The sequence below is a fragment of the Streptomyces sp. TLI_105 genome, from assembly GCF_900105415.1.
Classification (GTDB): domain Bacteria; phylum Actinomycetota; class Actinomycetes; order Streptomycetales; family Streptomycetaceae; genus Streptomyces.
Genome location: NZ_FNSM01000001.1, coordinates 3579101 through 3595681, shown reverse-complemented (window position 1 = coordinate 3595681; position 16581 = coordinate 3579101). Strand labels below are relative to the sequence as shown.

Annotated in this window: 15 protein-coding genes; 9 read left to right on the top strand and 6 right to left on the bottom strand. The window is 72.3% G+C overall.

All coding sequences use genetic code 11. The annotated features are described in order from the left end of the window. Window positions 1-96 precede the first annotated feature (96 nt). Window positions 97-1542: an NCS2 family permease gene (locus BLW86_RS16325; protein ID WP_093874715.1), complete on the top strand. Its 1446-nt coding sequence runs from the start codon at window positions 97-99 to the stop codon at window positions 1540-1542. Here the strand turns inward: BLW86_RS16325 and BLW86_RS16320 are convergent. Beyond that, complete coding sequence (locus tag BLW86_RS16320; RefSeq protein WP_093874714.1) at window positions 1512-1739, bottom strand: ribbon-helix-helix protein, CopG family; 228 nt, start codon at window positions 1737-1739, stop codon at window positions 1512-1514. The genes BLW86_RS16325 and BLW86_RS16320 overlap by 31 nt on opposite strands. 240 nt (window positions 1740-1979) lie before the next feature. On the opposite strand from BLW86_RS16320, the gene BLW86_RS16315 reads away from it, so the two are divergent. The 3 genes from BLW86_RS16315 (at window position 1980) to BLW86_RS16305 (ending at window position 6360) form a co-directional block, all read left to right on the top strand. Next, window positions 1980-2423, top strand: coding sequence for a MarR family winged helix-turn-helix transcriptional regulator (locus tag BLW86_RS16315; protein WP_030693586.1), 444 nt, complete (start codon window positions 1980-1982; stop codon window positions 2421-2423). Between the two features lie 26 nt (window positions 2424-2449). Then, window positions 2450-3787 (top strand): MFS transporter, encoded by a 1338-nt coding sequence (locus BLW86_RS16310; protein ID WP_093874713.1) that lies wholly within the window; start codon window positions 2450-2452, stop codon window positions 3785-3787. 284 nt (window positions 3788-4071) lie between these two features. Then, window positions 4072-6360 (top strand): FG-GAP repeat domain-containing protein, encoded by a 2289-nt coding sequence (locus BLW86_RS16305; protein WP_093874712.1) that lies wholly within the window; start codon window positions 4072-4074, stop codon window positions 6358-6360. Window positions 6361-6404: 44 nt separating this feature from the next. Here BLW86_RS16305 and BLW86_RS16300 read toward each other — a convergent pair whose 3' ends face one another. Further along, window positions 6405-6905 carry a GNAT family N-acetyltransferase gene (locus BLW86_RS16300; RefSeq protein ID WP_093874711.1) on the bottom strand — a complete coding sequence of 167 codons (501 nt, stop codon included), beginning with the start codon at window positions 6903-6905 and terminating at the stop codon, window positions 6405-6407. 101 nt (window positions 6906-7006) lie between these two features. Here BLW86_RS16300 and thpR point away from each other — a divergent pair, with 101 nt between their 5' ends. Continuing rightward, complete coding sequence (thpR, locus tag BLW86_RS16295; protein WP_093874710.1) at window positions 7007-7591, top strand: RNA 2',3'-cyclic phosphodiesterase; 585 nt, start codon at window positions 7007-7009, stop codon at window positions 7589-7591. A 176-nt stretch (window positions 7592-7767) separates the two neighbouring features. Further along, window positions 7768-8757, top strand: a complete 990-nt coding sequence (locus BLW86_RS16290) for an aldo/keto reductase (RefSeq protein ID WP_093874709.1) — start codon at window positions 7768-7770, stop codon at window positions 8755-8757. Window positions 8758-8798: 41 nt separating this feature from the next. On the opposite strand, the gene BLW86_RS16285 is transcribed toward BLW86_RS16290, so the two are convergent. After that, entirely contained in the window at window positions 8799-9332 is a 534-nt protein-coding gene (locus BLW86_RS16285; protein ID WP_218138018.1) for a MarR family winged helix-turn-helix transcriptional regulator, read from the bottom strand. 47 nt (window positions 9333-9379) lie between these two features. On the opposite strand from BLW86_RS16285, the gene BLW86_RS16280 reads away from it, so the two are divergent. Next, entirely contained in the window at window positions 9380-9781 is a 402-nt protein-coding gene (locus BLW86_RS16280; protein ID WP_093878694.1) for a carboxymuconolactone decarboxylase family protein, read from the top strand. A 4-nt stretch (window positions 9782-9785) separates the two neighbouring features. Here the strand turns inward: BLW86_RS16280 and BLW86_RS16275 are convergent, their stop codons facing one another. Together BLW86_RS16275 and BLW86_RS16270 are read right to left on the bottom strand one after the other, a co-directional pair. After that, on the bottom strand, window positions 9786-10466 hold the full coding sequence (locus BLW86_RS16275) for a GDSL-type esterase/lipase family protein (RefSeq protein WP_093878693.1): 681 nt from the start codon (window positions 10464-10466) through the stop codon (window positions 9786-9788). 144 nt (window positions 10467-10610) lie between these two features. Beyond that, a complete protein-coding gene (locus BLW86_RS16270; RefSeq protein WP_177181667.1) occupies window positions 10611-11456 on the bottom strand; it encodes an alpha/beta fold hydrolase in 846 nt (281 codons plus the stop codon). A gap of 71 nt (window positions 11457-11527) precedes the next feature. Between BLW86_RS16270 and BLW86_RS16265 the strand changes: the two genes are divergently transcribed. Then, window positions 11528-12535, top strand: a complete 1008-nt coding sequence (locus tag BLW86_RS16265; protein WP_093874706.1) for a hypothetical protein — start codon at window positions 11528-11530, stop codon at window positions 12533-12535. 85 nt (window positions 12536-12620) lie between these two features. On the opposite strand, the gene serC is transcribed toward BLW86_RS16265, so the two are convergent. After that, complete coding sequence (serC, locus tag BLW86_RS16260) at window positions 12621-13739, bottom strand: phosphoserine transaminase (RefSeq protein WP_093874705.1); 1119 nt, start codon at window positions 13737-13739, stop codon at window positions 12621-12623. A 51-nt stretch (window positions 13740-13790) separates the two neighbouring features. Here serC and BLW86_RS16255 point away from each other — a divergent pair, with 51 nt between their 5' ends. After that, window positions 13791-16574, top strand: a complete 2784-nt coding sequence (locus BLW86_RS16255; RefSeq protein WP_093874704.1) for an FAD-binding and (Fe-S)-binding domain-containing protein — start codon at window positions 13791-13793, stop codon at window positions 16572-16574. Window positions 16575-16581: the final 7 nt, after the last annotated feature.

The following is a 16581-nucleotide window of genomic DNA, read 5'->3' as shown; positions in this document are numbered from 1 at the left end:
GTTCATGTGTTCATACTGAAACGGTTTGCCTCTGGCGGGTTCCCTTCGTATGAACCGCCAAAAAAGGACTTTCTGAACCTCCGAAGAGGAACCCCCATGAGCTCGACGGCCACCGCCACGGCCACGCCCCCGGAGACCCCCGAAAAGCCCGTCTCCGGCCTCGACCGCTACTTCCGGATCTCCGAGCGCGGCTCCACCGTCGCCCGCGAGGTCCGCGGCGGCTTCGCCACCTTCTTCGCGATGGCCTACATCATCGTGCTGAACCCGATCATCCTCGGCAGCGCCAAGGACATGTACGGGCACCAGCTCGACAGCGGCCAGCTCGTCACCGCCACCGTCCTCACGGCGGCGTTCACGACCCTCCTCATGGGCGTCATCGGCAACGTCCCGATCGCCCTCGCCGCCGGCCTGGGCGTCAACACCGTCGTCGCGCTCCAGCTCGCGCCCAAGATGTCCTGGCCGGACGCCATGGGCATGGTCGTCCTCGCCGGCATCGTCGTGATGCTGCTCGTCGCGACCGGCCTGCGCGAGCGCGTCATGAACGCCGTCCCGGTCGGCCTGCGCAAGGGCATCGCGATCGGCATCGGCCTCTTCATCATGCTGATCGGCCTCGTCGACTCGGGCTTCGTCTCCCGCATCCCCGACGCCGCGCACACCACCGTCCCGCTCCAGCTCGGCGGCGGCGGTCACCTCACCGGCTGGCCCGTCCTCGTCTTCATCCTGGGCACGCTCCTCACCCTCGCCCTGATCATCCGCAAGGTGCCGGGCGCGATCCTGATCTCGATCGTCGTGATGACGCTCGTGGCCATGGTGATCAACGCGGTCGCGAAGGTCCCCTCCTGGGGCCTCACCACCCCGGAGTGGCCGGGCAACCCGGTCGCCTCGCCCGACTTCGGCCTGGTCGGCAAGGTCAGCCTCTTCGGCGGCTTCGACAAGGTCGGCGTCCTGACCGGCGTCCTCTTCGTCTTCACCGTCCTGCTGTCCTGCTTCTTCGACGCGATGGGCACGATCCTCGGCGTCGGCGACGAGGCCAAGCTGATCGACAAGGACGGCAACTTCCCCGGCATCAACAAGGTCCTCCTCGTCGACGGCCTGGCCGTCGCCTCCGGCGGCGCGACCTCCTCCTCGGCCACCACCTGCTTCGTGGAGTCCACGGCGGGTGTCGGCGAGGGGGCGAGGACCGGTCTCGCGTCCGTCGTGACCGGCGGTCTCTTCTCGGTGGCGCTGTTCCTCACGCCGCTCGCCACGATGGTCCCGTCGCAGGCGGCCACGCCCGCGCTGCTCGCGGTCGGCTTCCTGATCCTGGCCGGTTCGATCAAGGACATCGACTGGAGCGACCACACCATCGCGGTGCCGGCGTTCCTGGCCATGGTGATGATGCCGTTCACGTACTCGATCACGAACGGCATCGGCATCGGCTTCATCGCGTTCAGCGCGCTGCGGCTCGCGGCCGGCCGGGGCCGTGAGGTTCCGGTGGCCATGTACGTCGTGTCGGCGGTCTTCGTCTTCTACTACGCGATGCCGGCGCTCGGCCTCACGTGATCACCGGTTCCGGCTCCTGGTGAGCCGTAGAACTTCTCCGTCTCGTCGACCGCGGTCTTGAACCGCTCGTCGAAATCCTCGCGAATGAGCGTCCGGGCCACGTAGTCCTGGACGCTCATTCCTCTTTTCGCGGCGTGACTCCTGAGCCGGTCGAGCAGCTCACTGTCGATGCGCAGGCTGAGCACTGTCGATCCCATGTCGTTCAGGGTCGGGGCAGCCGAGGCTCCTTTGCGTCACTTTCTGGATCCGACTCACTCATTTGGGTGATACATGGATGCCGAAGCGTGATCTGGCGTGTGCTGTGCTGCCGCTTCCGGCCCCCATGGGGGACTTCCGGGCCTCGCGGGTGAGGCTTCCGGGCCCCACGGGTGTGATTCGTGCGACGTCGGGGCACTCCCGTTGGTATTTAGACAGAGTAATGAGTTAGCCTAATGAACATGCCTGACCTGTCCCACGGCACCGCCGACGACGCTGCGGCCGTGAACGCCCTCCGCTCCTCCGTCATGCGACTGGGCCGACGCCTCAAGCACCAGCGCGTCGACGAGTCGCTGAGCCCCACCGAGATGTCGGTGCTCGGCACCCTGTCGCTCTGCGGCTCCGCCACCCCCGGTGAGCTGGCCCGCAAGGAACACGTCCAGCCGCCGTCGATGACCCGCATCGTCGCGCTGCTCGAAGCCAAGGGACTGGTCCGGCTCGAGCCGCACCCCGACGACCGCCGGCAGAAGGTGGTCAGCCAGACCGAGCAGGCCGAAGCCATGCTCGAAGAGTCCCGCCGCAAGCGGAACGCCTGGCTGGCCTCCCTCGCGGAGGGTCTGGACGAGGACGAGTGGGCCAAGCTGCGCGCGGCCGCCCCGGTCCTGGAGAAGCTCGCCCACCTGTAACCGAGGCGCCAAGGAGGCGACGCACTTTGAGTACGGGACCCGGAGCAGACTCCGCACCCGTCCATAAACCCACCCTCGACACCCGTGGGCGGGGAGGGACCTTCTCCTCGCTCAGGATCCGGAACTACCGGCTGTTCTTCACCGGAGCGATCGTCTCCAACACCGGTACGTGGATGGCCCGGATCACCCAGGACTGGCTGGTCCTGAGCCTCACCGGCTCGGCCGCCGCCGTCGGCGTCACGACGGCCCTGCAGTTCCTGCCGATGCTGCTCTTCGGGCTGTACGGCGGTGTCATCGCCGACCGCTACCCGAAGCGGCGCCTGCTCCTCGTCAGCCAGGCCGCTCTCGGGCTCTGCGGGCTCGCGCTCGCCGTTCTCACTCTTTCCGGTTCCATCCAGGTCTGGCACGTCTATCTGATCGCCTTCCTGCTGGGCATGGTCACGGTCGTCGACAACCCGGCCCGGCAGACCTTCGTCTCCGAGATGGTCGGCCCCGGGCAGCTCCGCAACGCCGTCTCCCTGAACTCGGCGAACTTCCAGTCCGCCCGGCTCATCGGCCCCGCCGTCGCCGGTGTCCTCATCGCCGGAGTCGGCAGCGGATGGGCCTTCCTGCTCAACGGCCTCTCCTTCCTCGCCCCGCTCGCGAGCCTCCTGCTCATGCGGACGAGCGAGCTCCACAAGGTGGAGCGCGCCCCGCGCGGCAAGGGGCAGCTGAGAGAGGGGCTGCGGTACGTGGCCGGGCGGCCCGATCTGATCTGGCCGATCGTGCTGGTGGGCTTCATCGGCACCTTCGGGTTCAACTTCCCCATCTGGCTCACCGCCTTCTCCGGTGACGTCTTCCACGTCGGCGCCGGCTCGTACGGCTTCCTCAACACCCTGATGGCGGCCGGCTCCCTCGTGGGCGCCCTCGCCGCGGCCCGCCGCGGCTCGACCCGGCTGCGGATGCTGGTCGTCGCGGCGGGCGTCTTCGGCGTCCTGGAGATCGCGGCGGCCCTGTCGCCCGCGTTCTGGCTGTTCGCGCTGTTGCTCGTGCCGATCGGCCTGCTCGGCCTCACGGTGAACATCACCGCGAACTCGGCCGTCCAGATGGCCACCGACCCCGCCATGCGGGGGCGGGTCATGAGCCTCTACATGATGGTCTTCGCCGGCGGCACGCCGATCGGGGCCCCGCTGCTCGGCTGGGTCACCGACACGTACGGCGCCCGCGTCGGCTTCGCCACGGGCGGCGCGATCTCGCTCGCCGCGGCGGTCCTCGTGGGGCTGGTCCTGGCCCGGGTCGGCGGCCTCAAGGTCGCGATGGGCTGGCACCGGGGTCACCCGCAGGTGCGGTTCGTGTCGCGGGAGCGGCTGGCGACGGCGGCCTGACGGGTTCGGCCTCGGGTTCGGACGGGGAGCGCGGGACTGCGGAGCCCGAGTTCCCCTGTGGGGCCGGCCGCTTCCGGAGCACGTACAACCCTCGTCGTCCCTCGAAGGTCTGAACGATCGTCGCGTGCGCAAGCGTGCGCGTGACGATCGCTTCACCAGGGGACGGCGCGGTGCACTCCGCGCCCCCGCCGACACCGTCGGCGGGGGCGTCGCCGTTGCACGCGGGCCCTTCCGGCCGTGTCCGGAACACCCGTCGCCCCTTCCGACTGCAGAAACGGACGACAGTGCACTCCTTCCGCAAGACAGGCCGCCGGCTGGCCACCGCGACCCTCGTCCTGTCCACCGTCACCGGCACCCTGGCGGCCGCCCCCGCGTTCGCGGCCCCGGCGGAGGGCGCCCTCGCCGCGGGCGCGCTCACGGCGGGCGGCCTCGCCACGGAGACCGGGGCCGAGCAGCAGGGTGCCTTCGACCTGCCCGACGGCGCGACGCTCCGCGGCAGCGGCCCGACGGGATTCCTCACGTCCCACCAGGACCCCGCCGACGGGAAGACCGTCTACCGCTGGACGCGGTACGAGGACGGCTCCGTGACCACGCTGCCCGCCGGTCAGGGGTACGCGGGCGGCTTCCGGTCCGACGTCGTGGTCGGGATCGACCACAACGCCACGGGAGCCGTGTACACCCTGTACGACATGGGCTCCAAGGGCGCCGCCCCCGTCGTGATCGACGCGAGCCACCTGGGCCTCACCAGCGACTTCCGGTTCCTGGCCGGCTCCACCGTCGTCACGACCCCCCGGCGGCCCGACGGCAACGGTGGCGTCCACCTCCTCAGCAGCGAGGACGGCCGGACCGTCGACAGGACGGTGCAGGGGCTGCCCGCCCTGGCGACCCCCCTCTGGTACGACCTGGTCGCGCCCGGCAGCCTGCTGATCCACTACCGGCACCCGGACTCGATCCGCGCGCGTGCGGCCCTGGTGGACATCGCCTCCGGCGCGGTCGTGGAGGACCGGGACCTGGCCGGGGCGGGCTCCTATCAGGGCGACGTCGCCCTGTCCGCCACGCACCTCGCCTGGGCCGAGACTCCCGCCTTCGGCGACGACGCGGCCCTGCGGGTGGCGCGGCGCGGGCAGGAGGCCTCGGAGCGCATCCCCCTCGGGACGGGCCGTCCGCTCGCCGTCGAGTTCCTGGGCGACTGGGTCGCGTACGGTCTCACCGACTACGACACCACCACCTCCCCCAACCCGCTGCACGCCCTCGCGGCCCGCTCGCTGAAGGACGGCCGCACGGTCAAGCTCCTCGACCTCGTGAGCCGCGTCGTCAGCGACGGCGACGACGCGATCCTGGTGCAGGGCGGGACGATCGAGCACGGCGAGGGCCTCTACCGGATCACCGCCGGCGCCGAGGGCGACCCGGTCGTCACGCTCGTGGCGCGCACCGGCCGTCCGATCGTCCTGGAGCTGACCGGCCAGAACGTCCCCGCGACCGCCGACTTCAGCAAGGCCGCGAACCCCGTGCTGAGCTGGAAGTTCGCCGCGACGGTCAACGCCGTCGTGCAAGTCGAGCTGACGCACACGGCCTCGGGGAAGCGGTGGACCACGACCACGTCCATGGGCGACGGCGGATACGCCGGCGTGGTCTGGAACGGCCTGTTCGACGACGGTACGGCCGCCCGGCTCGGCTCCTACACGTGGCGGATGACGGCCAGGACCGGATACGGCCTCGGCCCCCTCTACGACCGGAGCGGCACCCTCACCGTGGTCGGCCCGCACGCCCCCCACGGCTTCACGAACAGCAGTTCGCCCGACCTGCTCGTCAAGGCAGGCGGCGGTCTGACCGCCTACGACGCCAAGCAGGCCCTGGCAGCCCGGCACGGGGAGGTCGCGCCACCGAAATGGGTCGCGGGCAGCGGATGGGACGCATACGACCGGCTCGTCACGCCCGGCAGCATCGCCGGCGCGCCGAACGCGGACCTGCTGGGCCGTGACCGGTACGGCGTCCTGTGGCAGCACCTGGGCACCGGCGACCCCAGGAAGCCCTTCGCCCCCCGCACCCGCGTGGGCGCGGGCTGGCAGACGTACCGGCTGATCACCGGGGGCTCCGACCTCACCGGTGACGGCCGCCCCGACCTGGTCGGCGTCGACACGACCGGCGTCGCGTGGCTCCACAAGGGCACCGGCGACTGGGCCAAGCCCTTCGCGGGCCGGGTGAAGATCGGCGGGGGCTGGGGCGCCTACAACCTCGTCACCGCCACCGGCAACCTGGCCGGCGGGCCCGCCGGCGACCTCGTCGCCCGGGACAAGGACGGCGTCCTCTGGCTCCACCTCGGCAAGGGCGACGGCACCTTCGCGCCGCGCACCCGCATAGGCGGCGGCTGGAACCAGTTCGCCGTGATCACCGCCGTGGGCGACGCCGACCGCGACGGCCGCCCGGACCTCGTCGCGAAGGGCCGCCCGGGCGTGGACGGCGACGTGCTCGCGTTCTACCGGGGCTCGGGCCAGTGGGCGACGCCGTTCAAGTACCGCGTGGACTTCTCCCTGCGGGACGTCCCTTGGAACACGGGCCCGACCCTGTACTGACCCGCCCCACCCGGAGCCCGTGCGCGGGCTCCGGGTGCCGCCCGTCAGACCCGCTGCTCCAGCACCTGGCCCGGCCAGTCGCCGACCTCGAACGCGGTGGTGCGGGTGAAGCCCTGCTTCTCGTAGTACTCGATCAGGCGGCCCTCGCTGCCCGCGAAGCAGTCCACCCGGAGGAGGGACACTCCCTGGCGCCGGGTTTCGTCCGCTGCGTGGGCCAGGAGGGCCGCTCCCACCCCGTGGCCGTGGAAGCGGGCGTCCGTCGCCAGGAGGCGGACGTACACCTCCGGCTCCTCGGCCGGTTCGATGTGCTGGCCGGGGTGCGGCGTCAACGTCATCGTGCCCGCCGGGACGCCGTCGATCTCCACGATCCACGGGTCGCCCTCGGACATGGTCCGCTCGACCTGCTCCACCGCCTTCGGCCGCCCGGAGAACGACTCCGTGCCCCACTGGGCGGTGATCCCCTTGTCGTTGAGCCACACCACGGCGCTGTCGAGTATCGCGAGTATCGCGGGGAGGTCCTCCGCCCCGCCCTTCCGGATCTTCATGCCGGAGAGGTTAGTCGTACGGCCTTTCGGCGGGGTGGGGCTCGTAAGGGGAGCAGGTCTCCCGAGCGGACCGGCGGCCCGGCTCCTGTCAGACTTTCCCCATGAGGCTCTTCGCCGCCGTCGTGCCGCCGCCGGAGCGGCTGGACGAGCTCGGACACGTCGTCGACCGGCTGCGCCGGCTGCCCGGTGCGGACGGGCTCCGCTGGACCTCGCGGCCGGGGTGGCACTTCACCCTGGCCTTCATGGGGGAGGTCGACGAGGAGCTGCTGCCCGAGCTGCGGGAGCGGCTCGGGCGGGCCGCGCACCGGACGCCGCCGTTCCCCCTGCGGCTGCACGGCGGCGGCCACTTCGGGCGGCGGGCGCTGTGGACCGGCGCCGCCGGGGACCTGGACGAGCTGCGGCTGCTCGCCGAGCGCGCCGACGCGGCCGCCCGCCGCGCCGGGGTCCCGATGGAGGAGCACCGCCGCTACCAGGCCCATCTGACGGTCGCCCGGGCGCGCGCGGAGGGGGCGGGCCTGCGTCCCTTCCTCGACGAGCTCGCCGGGTTCGAGGGCGGCCGCTGGCAGGTCGGCGAGCTGGTCCTGGTCCGGTCGAACCTGCCGGTGAGCGGGGTGCCGGGGGAGCAGCCCCGGTACGAGACGGTGGACCGCTGGCCCCTGGCAGGGCGTGGGGAGGGCGCGGGTTAACCTCGACGGGTGGATCCGAAGACTCGAAACCTGATCATGGCCGGCGCTCTCGTCCTGATGTTCGCGATCATCGCGGTGTCGTCGCTGGTCGGTCAGTAGCCCCTGGTGACCGGTCCCTGCCACGCCGTGGGAAGGGCCTTGCTTCGAGTGCGCTCGAAGCAGTTGGCTTGTCGACCATGGAGTACACGCAGCTCGGACGCACCGGACTCAAGGTCAGCCGACTCGTCCTCGGGACGATGAACTTCGGACCGCAGACGGACGAAGCCACCAGTCACGCCATCATGGACACCGCCCTCGACGCGGGGCTCAACTTCTTCGACACCGCGAACGTCTACGGGTGGGCGGAGAACAAGGGGCGGACGGAGTCGATCATCGGCTCCTGGTTCGCCAAGGGCGACGGCCGCCGTGACCGTACGGTCCTCGCCACCAAGGTGTACGGGAACATGGGCCCCGACGGCGAGGCCTGGCCCAACCACGACAAGCTCTCGGCGCTCAACATCCGCAGGGCCGTGGAGGCCAGTCTCAAGCGGCTCGGTACTGATCACATCGACGTCTATCAGTTCCACCACGTCGATCGGTCGACTCCCTTCGAGGAGATCTGGCAGGCCGTCGACGTCCTCATCCAGCAGGGCAAGATCCTGTACGCGGGCTCCTCGAACTTCCCCGGCTACAAGATCGCCCAGGCCAACGAGGTGGCCGCCCGGCGGGGCTCGGTCGGGCTCGTCAGCGAGCAGTGCCTCTACAACCTCTTCGAGCGGCGCGCCGAGATGGAGGTGATCCCGGCCGCGCAGGAGTACGGCCTCGGGGTCATCCCCTGGTCGCCGCTGCACGGCGGTCTGCTCGGCGGCGTCCTGAAGAAGGAGACCGAGGGCAAGCGGCGTACGGAGGGGCGCGCGGCGGCCACGCTGGCCGACCCGGCGGTGCGGGCGCAGCTCCAGGCGTACGAGGACCTGCTCGACAAGCACGGCCTGCAGCCCGGCGAGGCGGCTCTGGCGTGGCTGCTGACCCGGCCCGGCGTGACCGGCCCGATCGTCGGTCCCCGCACCCCGGAGCAGCTGGCGGGCGCGCTGGCCGCTCTGGAGCTGGAGCTGAGCGAGGAGGTGCTGGCCGGGCTCGACGAGATCTTCCCCGGGCCGGGGCCGTCCCCGGAGGCCTTCGCCTGGTGACCCCTTCCTGAGGGGTTCCGGTTCCTGAGGGGTCCCGGCTCCTAAGGGGTCCCCAGCCAGCTCGTGGCGTCCAGGCGGAACGCCGTCTCGGCGGGGACGACGTTCCGCAGGGCCGCCTCCATGTCCCGGACGCGGTCCGCGCCGAGGGCGGCGATCCATTCCGCCCGCAGGTCGTCGAAGATCGCGGCGGAGCGGGCGAGGGCGTCGTACCCGCGCGGGGTGAGCCGGACGAGTTTGCGGCGCGCATCGGCGGGGTCGTCGGCGCGCTCCGCGTAGCCGACGGCGAGCAGGCGGTCGACGGTCTTGCCGGCGGCCTGCTTGGAGACGCCGAGGCGTCGTCCGATATCGCTGGCGGTGGCGCCGTGCACCCCGATGGCCTGCATGGCGAAGCCGTGGGCGGGGCGCAGTTCGGGGTGGCCCTCGTGGGCGAGGCGGGCGTGCAGCCGGTCGATGAGGGTGCGGAAGCCGCCGAAGAGGAGCAGGGGCAGTTCGTACCCGGGGGTGTCGCGTACGGGTACCCCCTTGCCCTTATCGACAACCTGATTTACGTTTTCTCCAGCGACATGGTCAACCATGTTGTCCATTCTAGTCAGGGGGAACCGCCTTGTCCGCACCCGTCGACATGTCCGCCCGCACCGCCGCCGCCGTCGCCCTCCTCAAGGAGTCCCCGGAGACCCTCGACGGCTTCCTCAAGCTCAGCGCGATCTTCGAGTCCACCACCCTCGACCCGCACTCCCGCGAGACGGTCATCCTGACCGTCGCCGAGCGCAACCAGTGCCACCTCTGCGTCGACATGCACGAGGCGAAGATGGCCGCCCTCGGACCGGCCCCCGACGCCGAACGCCTCGCCGCCGTCCGGACGTTCACCCTCCGGGCCCTGGCCTCCTCCGGCGCGGTCGGCGACGAGGACCTCGCCGCCTTCGAGAAGGCCGGCTACACCCGCCGCAACGCCCTGGAGGTCGTCCTCGGCATCGGTACGTACACGGTGTCGACCTTCGCCAACCGCCTCACCCGCGCCGCCTGACCCCTCAGGGGCCGTACGGGCCGCCCAGGCCCCACGCCTGGTGCATCGCGTCGGCGAAGGCGGCCGCCAGCTTGTGCTCGCCGCTCGGACCGGGATGGGTGCCGTCGTACGTGTCGGCTCCCAGGTCGTACGACTCCGGAACCGTCGCCAGCAGCAGCGGCGAGGCGGCCGTGTCCAGGTCGGCGACCGCCTTCGCGAGGAGCTCGTTGAAGCGGGCGCACTCGGCGGCGAACGGCGCGTCGTACCCGGCGCGGACGTTGGGGATGACCGGCAGGAGGACGGCCCGGACCCGCGGGTTCGCGGCCCGCGCCGCCGCCACGAACGCCCGTACGTTCTCCTCCGTCTGGTCGCTGTTCGTGTAGAAGCCCAGGTCGATCAGGCCCAGGGAGATCAGCAGCACGTCCGCCCCCGTGGCCGCGACCGTCTCGCCGATCACGGGCGCCATGTGTAGCCAGCCCTCGCCCCAGCCCGCCAGATGACGCCGGGCGCCGACGGGGAACGCCGGGTCGGGGTACGCCTCCGACGACGGGGCGTCGGCGGAGGGGTCGTACAGACCGGAGCGCGGGCCGACGATCTCGTACCCGCCCGGGAGTGTCGCCTCCAGGTGCTCCCACATGCGGTAACGCCAGGTCCAGTCGCCGGCGCGTCCGATGGTCATGCTGTCGCCGACGAACAGAAAACGCATGGTCATATCATCGCGGACCGTGTCCTGGACCTGCGACGTGATCCGGGACACGGGATCCGGGATCCGGGATCCGGGATCCGGGATATTGGACCCGGGGTCCTCCGGGATATTGGATCCAGGACCCCGGATCCTGGATCCAGGCGCCTACCCCAGGAACCCGTCCACGGTCCCCGCGACCCACCCCGCGTCGTCGTGCCACGGGAAGTGCCCCGCCCCCGCCAGGACCGCGAGCTCCGCCTTCGGGAACAGCTCCGCGTACGCGCCGGCCGTCGGCACCGGCGTGTTCGCGTCGCCCTCCCCGGCGACGACGAGCACCGGACGGCTGAACTCCGCGAAGACCGCGCGCGTGGCCTCCGGTTCGAAGGCGCCCTCGCTCGCGTAGACGGCGGCGGCCTCCCCGTTCCGCTGCCGCACCGTGGTCGCGTTCCGCTCCCGGGCGGCCTCGTCCCAGGTGCCGTGGAAGAACGGTGCGACCGCCTTGAAGGTCTCCGCCGAGCCCCGTCCCGCGGCGAGCTCCTCCAGAGCCGCGTACGCCTCCGCGAACCACGGCTCCGCCTCGCGCCACGGCTGCCGCGCCGCCGCGAGCCGCTCCTCCCCGCTCGTGTCGAGCCCGACGGCCGCCGTGCCCGGCGTGAGGAGGACGAGCCGGGCCACCCGCTCCGGGTACCGGGCCGTGTACAGCGCGGCCAGGTTCGCGCCCGCCGAGTGCCCGAGGAGGTCGATCGTGTCGAGCCCGAGGTGCGCGCGCAGCGCCTCGACGTCCTCGACCTGCCGGTCGCAGCGGTACGAGGCCGGGTCCTCCGGCACCGCCGAGGCGCCGACGCCCCGCAGGTCGAGCCGGATCAGGGTGCGGTGGGCGTCGAGGCCGCCGAGGTCGCCCAGATAGGCGGAGTCCTGCATGGGGCCGCCGGGCAGGCAGATCAGCGGGGCACCGGAACCGGACGCGTGGTACGCGAGCAGGGTGCCGTCGGGGGCGGGGAAGGTAGGCATGGGCGCGACCATGACAGGGGCCCCGGCGCTGGTCAATCGGGTTTCCGTGCCGTCATGGCACGCTTGATCCCATGCGATCTGCTCTGTGCGCCCTCGGCGCGGCCGCCGCCCTCGCACTGCTCCCGGCCGGCCATGCCCGTGCCCAAGGGCAGGAACCCGACCGGGACTTCACGATCGAGGACGCCCGGATCACCGAGTCCAGCGGCCTCGCCGCGAGCCGGGCCCACCCCGGGGTCTACTGGACGCACAACGACCAGGACGCCCCCCTGATCTACGGCGTCGACTCCCGTACGGGAAAGACCGTCGCCACCCTCACCATGGCCGGGGTCGGCACCCCCCGTGACATGGAGGCGATCGCCGTCGGCCCGGACGGCGACATCTACGTCGGCGACATCGGCGACAACCTCGACGGCTCCTGGGACCACGTCTGGATCTACCGCTTCCCCGAGCCGAAGACCCTGAAGGACCAGACCGTCCGGGCGAAGCAGTACGTCGTGAAGTACGCCGACGGGGCCCGCAACGCCGAGGCCCTGATGGTCCATCCGAAGACCGGCCGGGTGTACATCGCGAGCAAGAACGAGAAGGGCGGCGGCCTGTACGCGGGTCCCGAGCGGCTCTCCTCGTCCGGGACGAACGTCTTCCGGCGCGTCGACGAGGTGCCCTGGGTGACGGACGGCGCCTTCTCCCCGGACGGCGACCGGCTCGTCCTGCGCGGCTACTTCACGGCCAAGGAGTACGCCTGGAAGGACGGCCGCCTCGGCGACGAGGGCACGGCGGTCGGAGCCCCCTTCCAGGGCCAGGCCGAGTCGGTGACGTACACCCCGGACGGCTCGGCCTTCATGTTCGGCTCCGAGGGCCGGGGCAGCCGGGTGGTGCGCGTCGAGCGGGCGGGGTCGTCCGGGCCCTCGGGCAGCCCTTCGGACCAGCCGTCCTCGCGGACGCCGGGAGCGTCGAAGTCCCCGACGGCGCAGGACCAGGGCGGCCAGAACGGCCGGGGGAGCGCCACCACCGGCTTCCTCGTCCTCGCGGGCGCCACCGTCCTCGTCCTCGGCGTCAAGCGCCTGCTCCCCAAGGGATAGCCGGGAGACGCCGAAGGGCCCGGCGCCGGTGATGTCCGGCGCCGGGCCCTTCGTACGACCAGAGGTCAGGTCGTACGACCAGAGGTCAGAGCTTCTCGATCACGTAGTCGATGCAGGCCGTCAGGGCCCGCACGTCCGCCGGGTCGATCGCCGGGAACATCGCGATCCGCAGCTGGTTGCGGCCCAGCTTGCGGTACGGCTCGGTGTCCACGATGCCGTTGGCGCGCAGCACCTTCGCGACCGCCGCCGCGTCGATCTCGTCCGCGAAGTCGATCGTGCCGATGACCTGCGAGCGCTTCGCCGGGTCGGTGACGAACGGGGTCGCGTGCTTCGACTCCTCGGCCCAGGTGTACAGGGCGTCCGAGGACTCCTTCGTGCGGGCCACCGCCCAGTCCAGACCGCCCTGGCCGTTGATCCACTTCAGCTGCTCGTTGAGCAGGAAGAGGGTCGACAGCGCCGGGGTGTTGTACGTCTGGTTCTTCAGCGAGTTGTCGATCGCCGTCGGGAGGGAGAAGAACTCGGGGACGTGCCGGCCCGAGCCGTGGATCTTCTGCGCCCGCTCCAGGGCGGCCGGGGAGAAGGCCGCGAGCCACAGGCCGCCCTCGGCGGCGAAGGACTTCTGCGGGGCGAAGTAGTAGACGTCCGTCTCGGTGATGTCGACGGGGAGGCCGCCCGCGCCCGAGGTCGCGTCCACCAGGACGAGCGCGCCCTCGTCGGCGTCGGCGACCCGCTTGATCGGGGCGGCGACACCGGTGGAGGTCTCGTTGTGGGTGTACGCGTAGACGTCGACGCCCGCCTCGGCCACCGGCTCCGGGTGGGTGCCCGGGTCGGAGGAGATCACGGTCGGCTCGGCAAGCCAGGGAGCCAGCTTGGCGGCCTTCGCGAACTTGGAGGAGAACTCGCCGAAGGTGAGGTGCTGCGACTTGTTCTCGATGAGGCCGTGGGTCGCGACGTCCCAGAAGGCGGTGGAGCCGCCGTTGCCCAGGATCACCTCGTACCCCTCGGGCAGCGAGAAGAGGTCGGAGATGCCGGAACGTACCTCGCCGACCAGGTTCTTGACCGGAGCCTGGCGGTGGGACGTGCCGAGGAGGGAGGTGCCGGTGGCGGCCAGGGCGTCCAGCGCCTCCGTACGCACCTTGGAGGGGCCCGCGCCGAAACGGCCGTCGGCGGGCTTGATGTCAGCGGGAATCTGGATCTCAGCCACGAGGCGGAGAGTATCGGGTCGCGGAGGCGCCGGTCGTCGGATGTCCGCCCGATGAGACGAGGAGTGGGACATCCTGGCGTTGTGGGAAGACACGAGGAAGACCCGTCCGGACTCGCCGCCGACCTGCGTGCCGCCGTCGCCGGAGAGGTCGACTTCTCCGCCACCGCCAGGGCCCTCGCGACGATGGACGCCTCCAACTACCGCCGCGTTCCTGCCGGTACGGTCGCGCCGCGCGACGCCGCCGACGTCGCGGCCGCCCTGGAGGTGTGCCGGGCGCACGGCACCACACCGGTCGTCGCACGGGGTGCCGGGACCTCGATCGGAGGCCAGGCGACCGGCACCGGCGTCGTGCTCGACCTCACACGGCACATGGGCGGGATCGTCTCGCTGGACCCCGAGGAGCGGACGGCCGTCGTCCGAGCGGGGCTCGTCCTGGACCGGCTGCGGGCCGCGGCCCGCCCGTACGGGCTGACCTTCGGCCCCGACCCGTCCACGCACAGCCGCTGCACCCTCGGCGGCATGATCGGCAACAACGCGTGCGGGGCGCACTCGGTCGCCTGGGGGACCACGGCGGACAACGTGCGCTCGCTCGAAGTGGTGACGTACCGGGGAGAGGAGTTGACGTTGGGGAGGGACGGGCGGGGTGCGCCCGCCGGACTCCTCGACCTCGTCGACCGCCACCTCGCCCTCCTGCGCACCGGCTACCCGGCCGGTCTGCCGCGCCGCATCTCCGGCTACGCCCTCGACGCGCTGCTCCCCGAGCGGGGCGTGGACGTGGCCCGCTCCTTCTGCGGCAGCGAGGGCACGCTCGGCGTGGTGACGGAGGCGACGGTGTCGCTCGTCCCGCTGCCCGCCGAGCCGGTCCTCGTCGTCCTCGGGTACGCGGACGAGGGCGCGGCGGCGGACGCGGCCGCCGGGCTGCTCCAGTACGGCCCCCTGACGGTGGAGGGCATGGCGGCCGATCTCGTACGAGGGGCCTCCGGGCTGCCGAAGGGCGGGGCGTGGCTGTTCTGCGAGGTGGACGGGGAGGCGGCGGCCCGGACGCTGGTCCGGGCCGCCGACGCGCTCGACGCGGCCGTCGTGCGGGAGGCCGCCGGGCAGCGGGCGCTGTGGCGGATCCGGGAGGACGCGGCGGGGACGGCGACCCGGATGCCGGGGGGCGGGGACGCCTGGCCGGGCTGGGAGGACTGCGCGGTGCCGCCGGCGCGGCTCGGCGCGTACCTCCGTGAGTTCCGCGCCCTGTTGGCGGACTTCGGCCTCCGGGGAGTCCCGTACGGGCACTTCGGGGACGGGTGCGTGCACGTGCGGATCGACTTCGACCTGTGGACGGGGAAGGGGGTACGGGACTTCCGCCGGTTCTCGGAGGCGGTCGCCGACCTCGTGGTCGCCCACGGCGGTTCGCTCTCCGGCGAGCACGGCGACGGGCAGGCGCGGGCCGAACTGCTGCCGAGGATGTACGGCGAGGAACTGGTCGGCATCTTCGGCGCGGTCAAGGACGTGTGGGACCCGGACGGGGGCCTCAACCCGGGGATGCTGGTGCGGCCCCGTCGGCTCGACGAGGGGCTGCGGTTCGAGGGACTGCCGGTGGTGGGAGTGGGGCGGGCCGCCGCCCGGTGCGTGGGGGTGGCCAAGTGCCGGGTGGACGGGCCGAGCACGGGACCGGGCGTGATGTGCCCCTCGTACCGGGCGACGGGGGAGGAGAAGCACTCCACCCGGGGGCGGGCGCGACTCCTGCACGAGATGGCGCTCGGCGAGGTGATCACCGACGGCTGGCGCTCGGAGGAGGTGAAGGAGGCCCTCGACCTGTGCCTGTCCTGCAAGGGCTGCCGCAGCGACTGCCCGGTGGGCGTCGACATGGCCGCGTACAAGGCGGAGTTCCTCGACCGGCACTACGCGGGCCTCGGCGGCCTGCTGCGCCGGCCGCGCTCGCACTGGACGATGGGGCGCCTGCCGGGGTGGCTGGCGCACTTCGGGAGGGGGCTGAACGCGGCGACGGGGCTGCCGTTCGCCGCGCGGCTCGTGGGGGTGACGCCGGAGCGGACGATGCCGAGGGTGGCGGAGCGGTCCTTCGCGTACTGGTTCGCCCAGCGCGCCTCGACCCGCCCGCCGTCCCTCACCCTGTGGCCGGACACCTTCACGAACCACCTGGCGCCCCGGGTCGGCGAGGCCGCCGTCCGCGTCCTGGAGGACGCGGGCCTCGGGGTGGACCTGCCGCCGGGCCGGGTCTGCTGCGGGCTGACGTACGTGTCGACGGGGCAGCTGGGGGCGGCGCGGAAGGTGATGCGGCGGACGCTCGACGTGATGGGGGAGGTGCCGGGGCCGGTGGTCGTCCTCGAACCCTCCTGCGCGGCGACCCTCCGCACCGACCTGCCGGAGCTGATGGGGGACGACCCCCGCGCGGCGCGGCTCGCGGGGGCGGTCCGCACCTTCGCGGAGGCCCTGGAGGAACTGGCCCCCGACTGGACCCCGCCCCGCCTCGACCGGCCGGTCACCGGCCAGACCCACTGCCACCAGCACGCCGTCCTGGGCGACGCGGCGGACCGCCGCCTCCGGGAACGGGCGGGCCTGACGGGCGACCTCGCGGGCGGCTGCTGCGGCCTGGCGGGGAACTTCGGCTTCGAACCGGGCCACTACGAGGTGTCGGTCGCCTGCGCGCGGGACCAGCTCCTGCCGGCCCTGCGCGCCGCCGGAGGCGCGACGGTCCTGGCGGACGGCTTCTCGTGCAGGACCCAGATCGGCGACCTGACGGACTCGCGGGGACGGCACCTGGCGGAAGTGCTGGCGGAGGGGCTGGACGAGGAAGCGGAGGAGCTGGACGAGGAAGGGGCCTCCTGACCGGGCC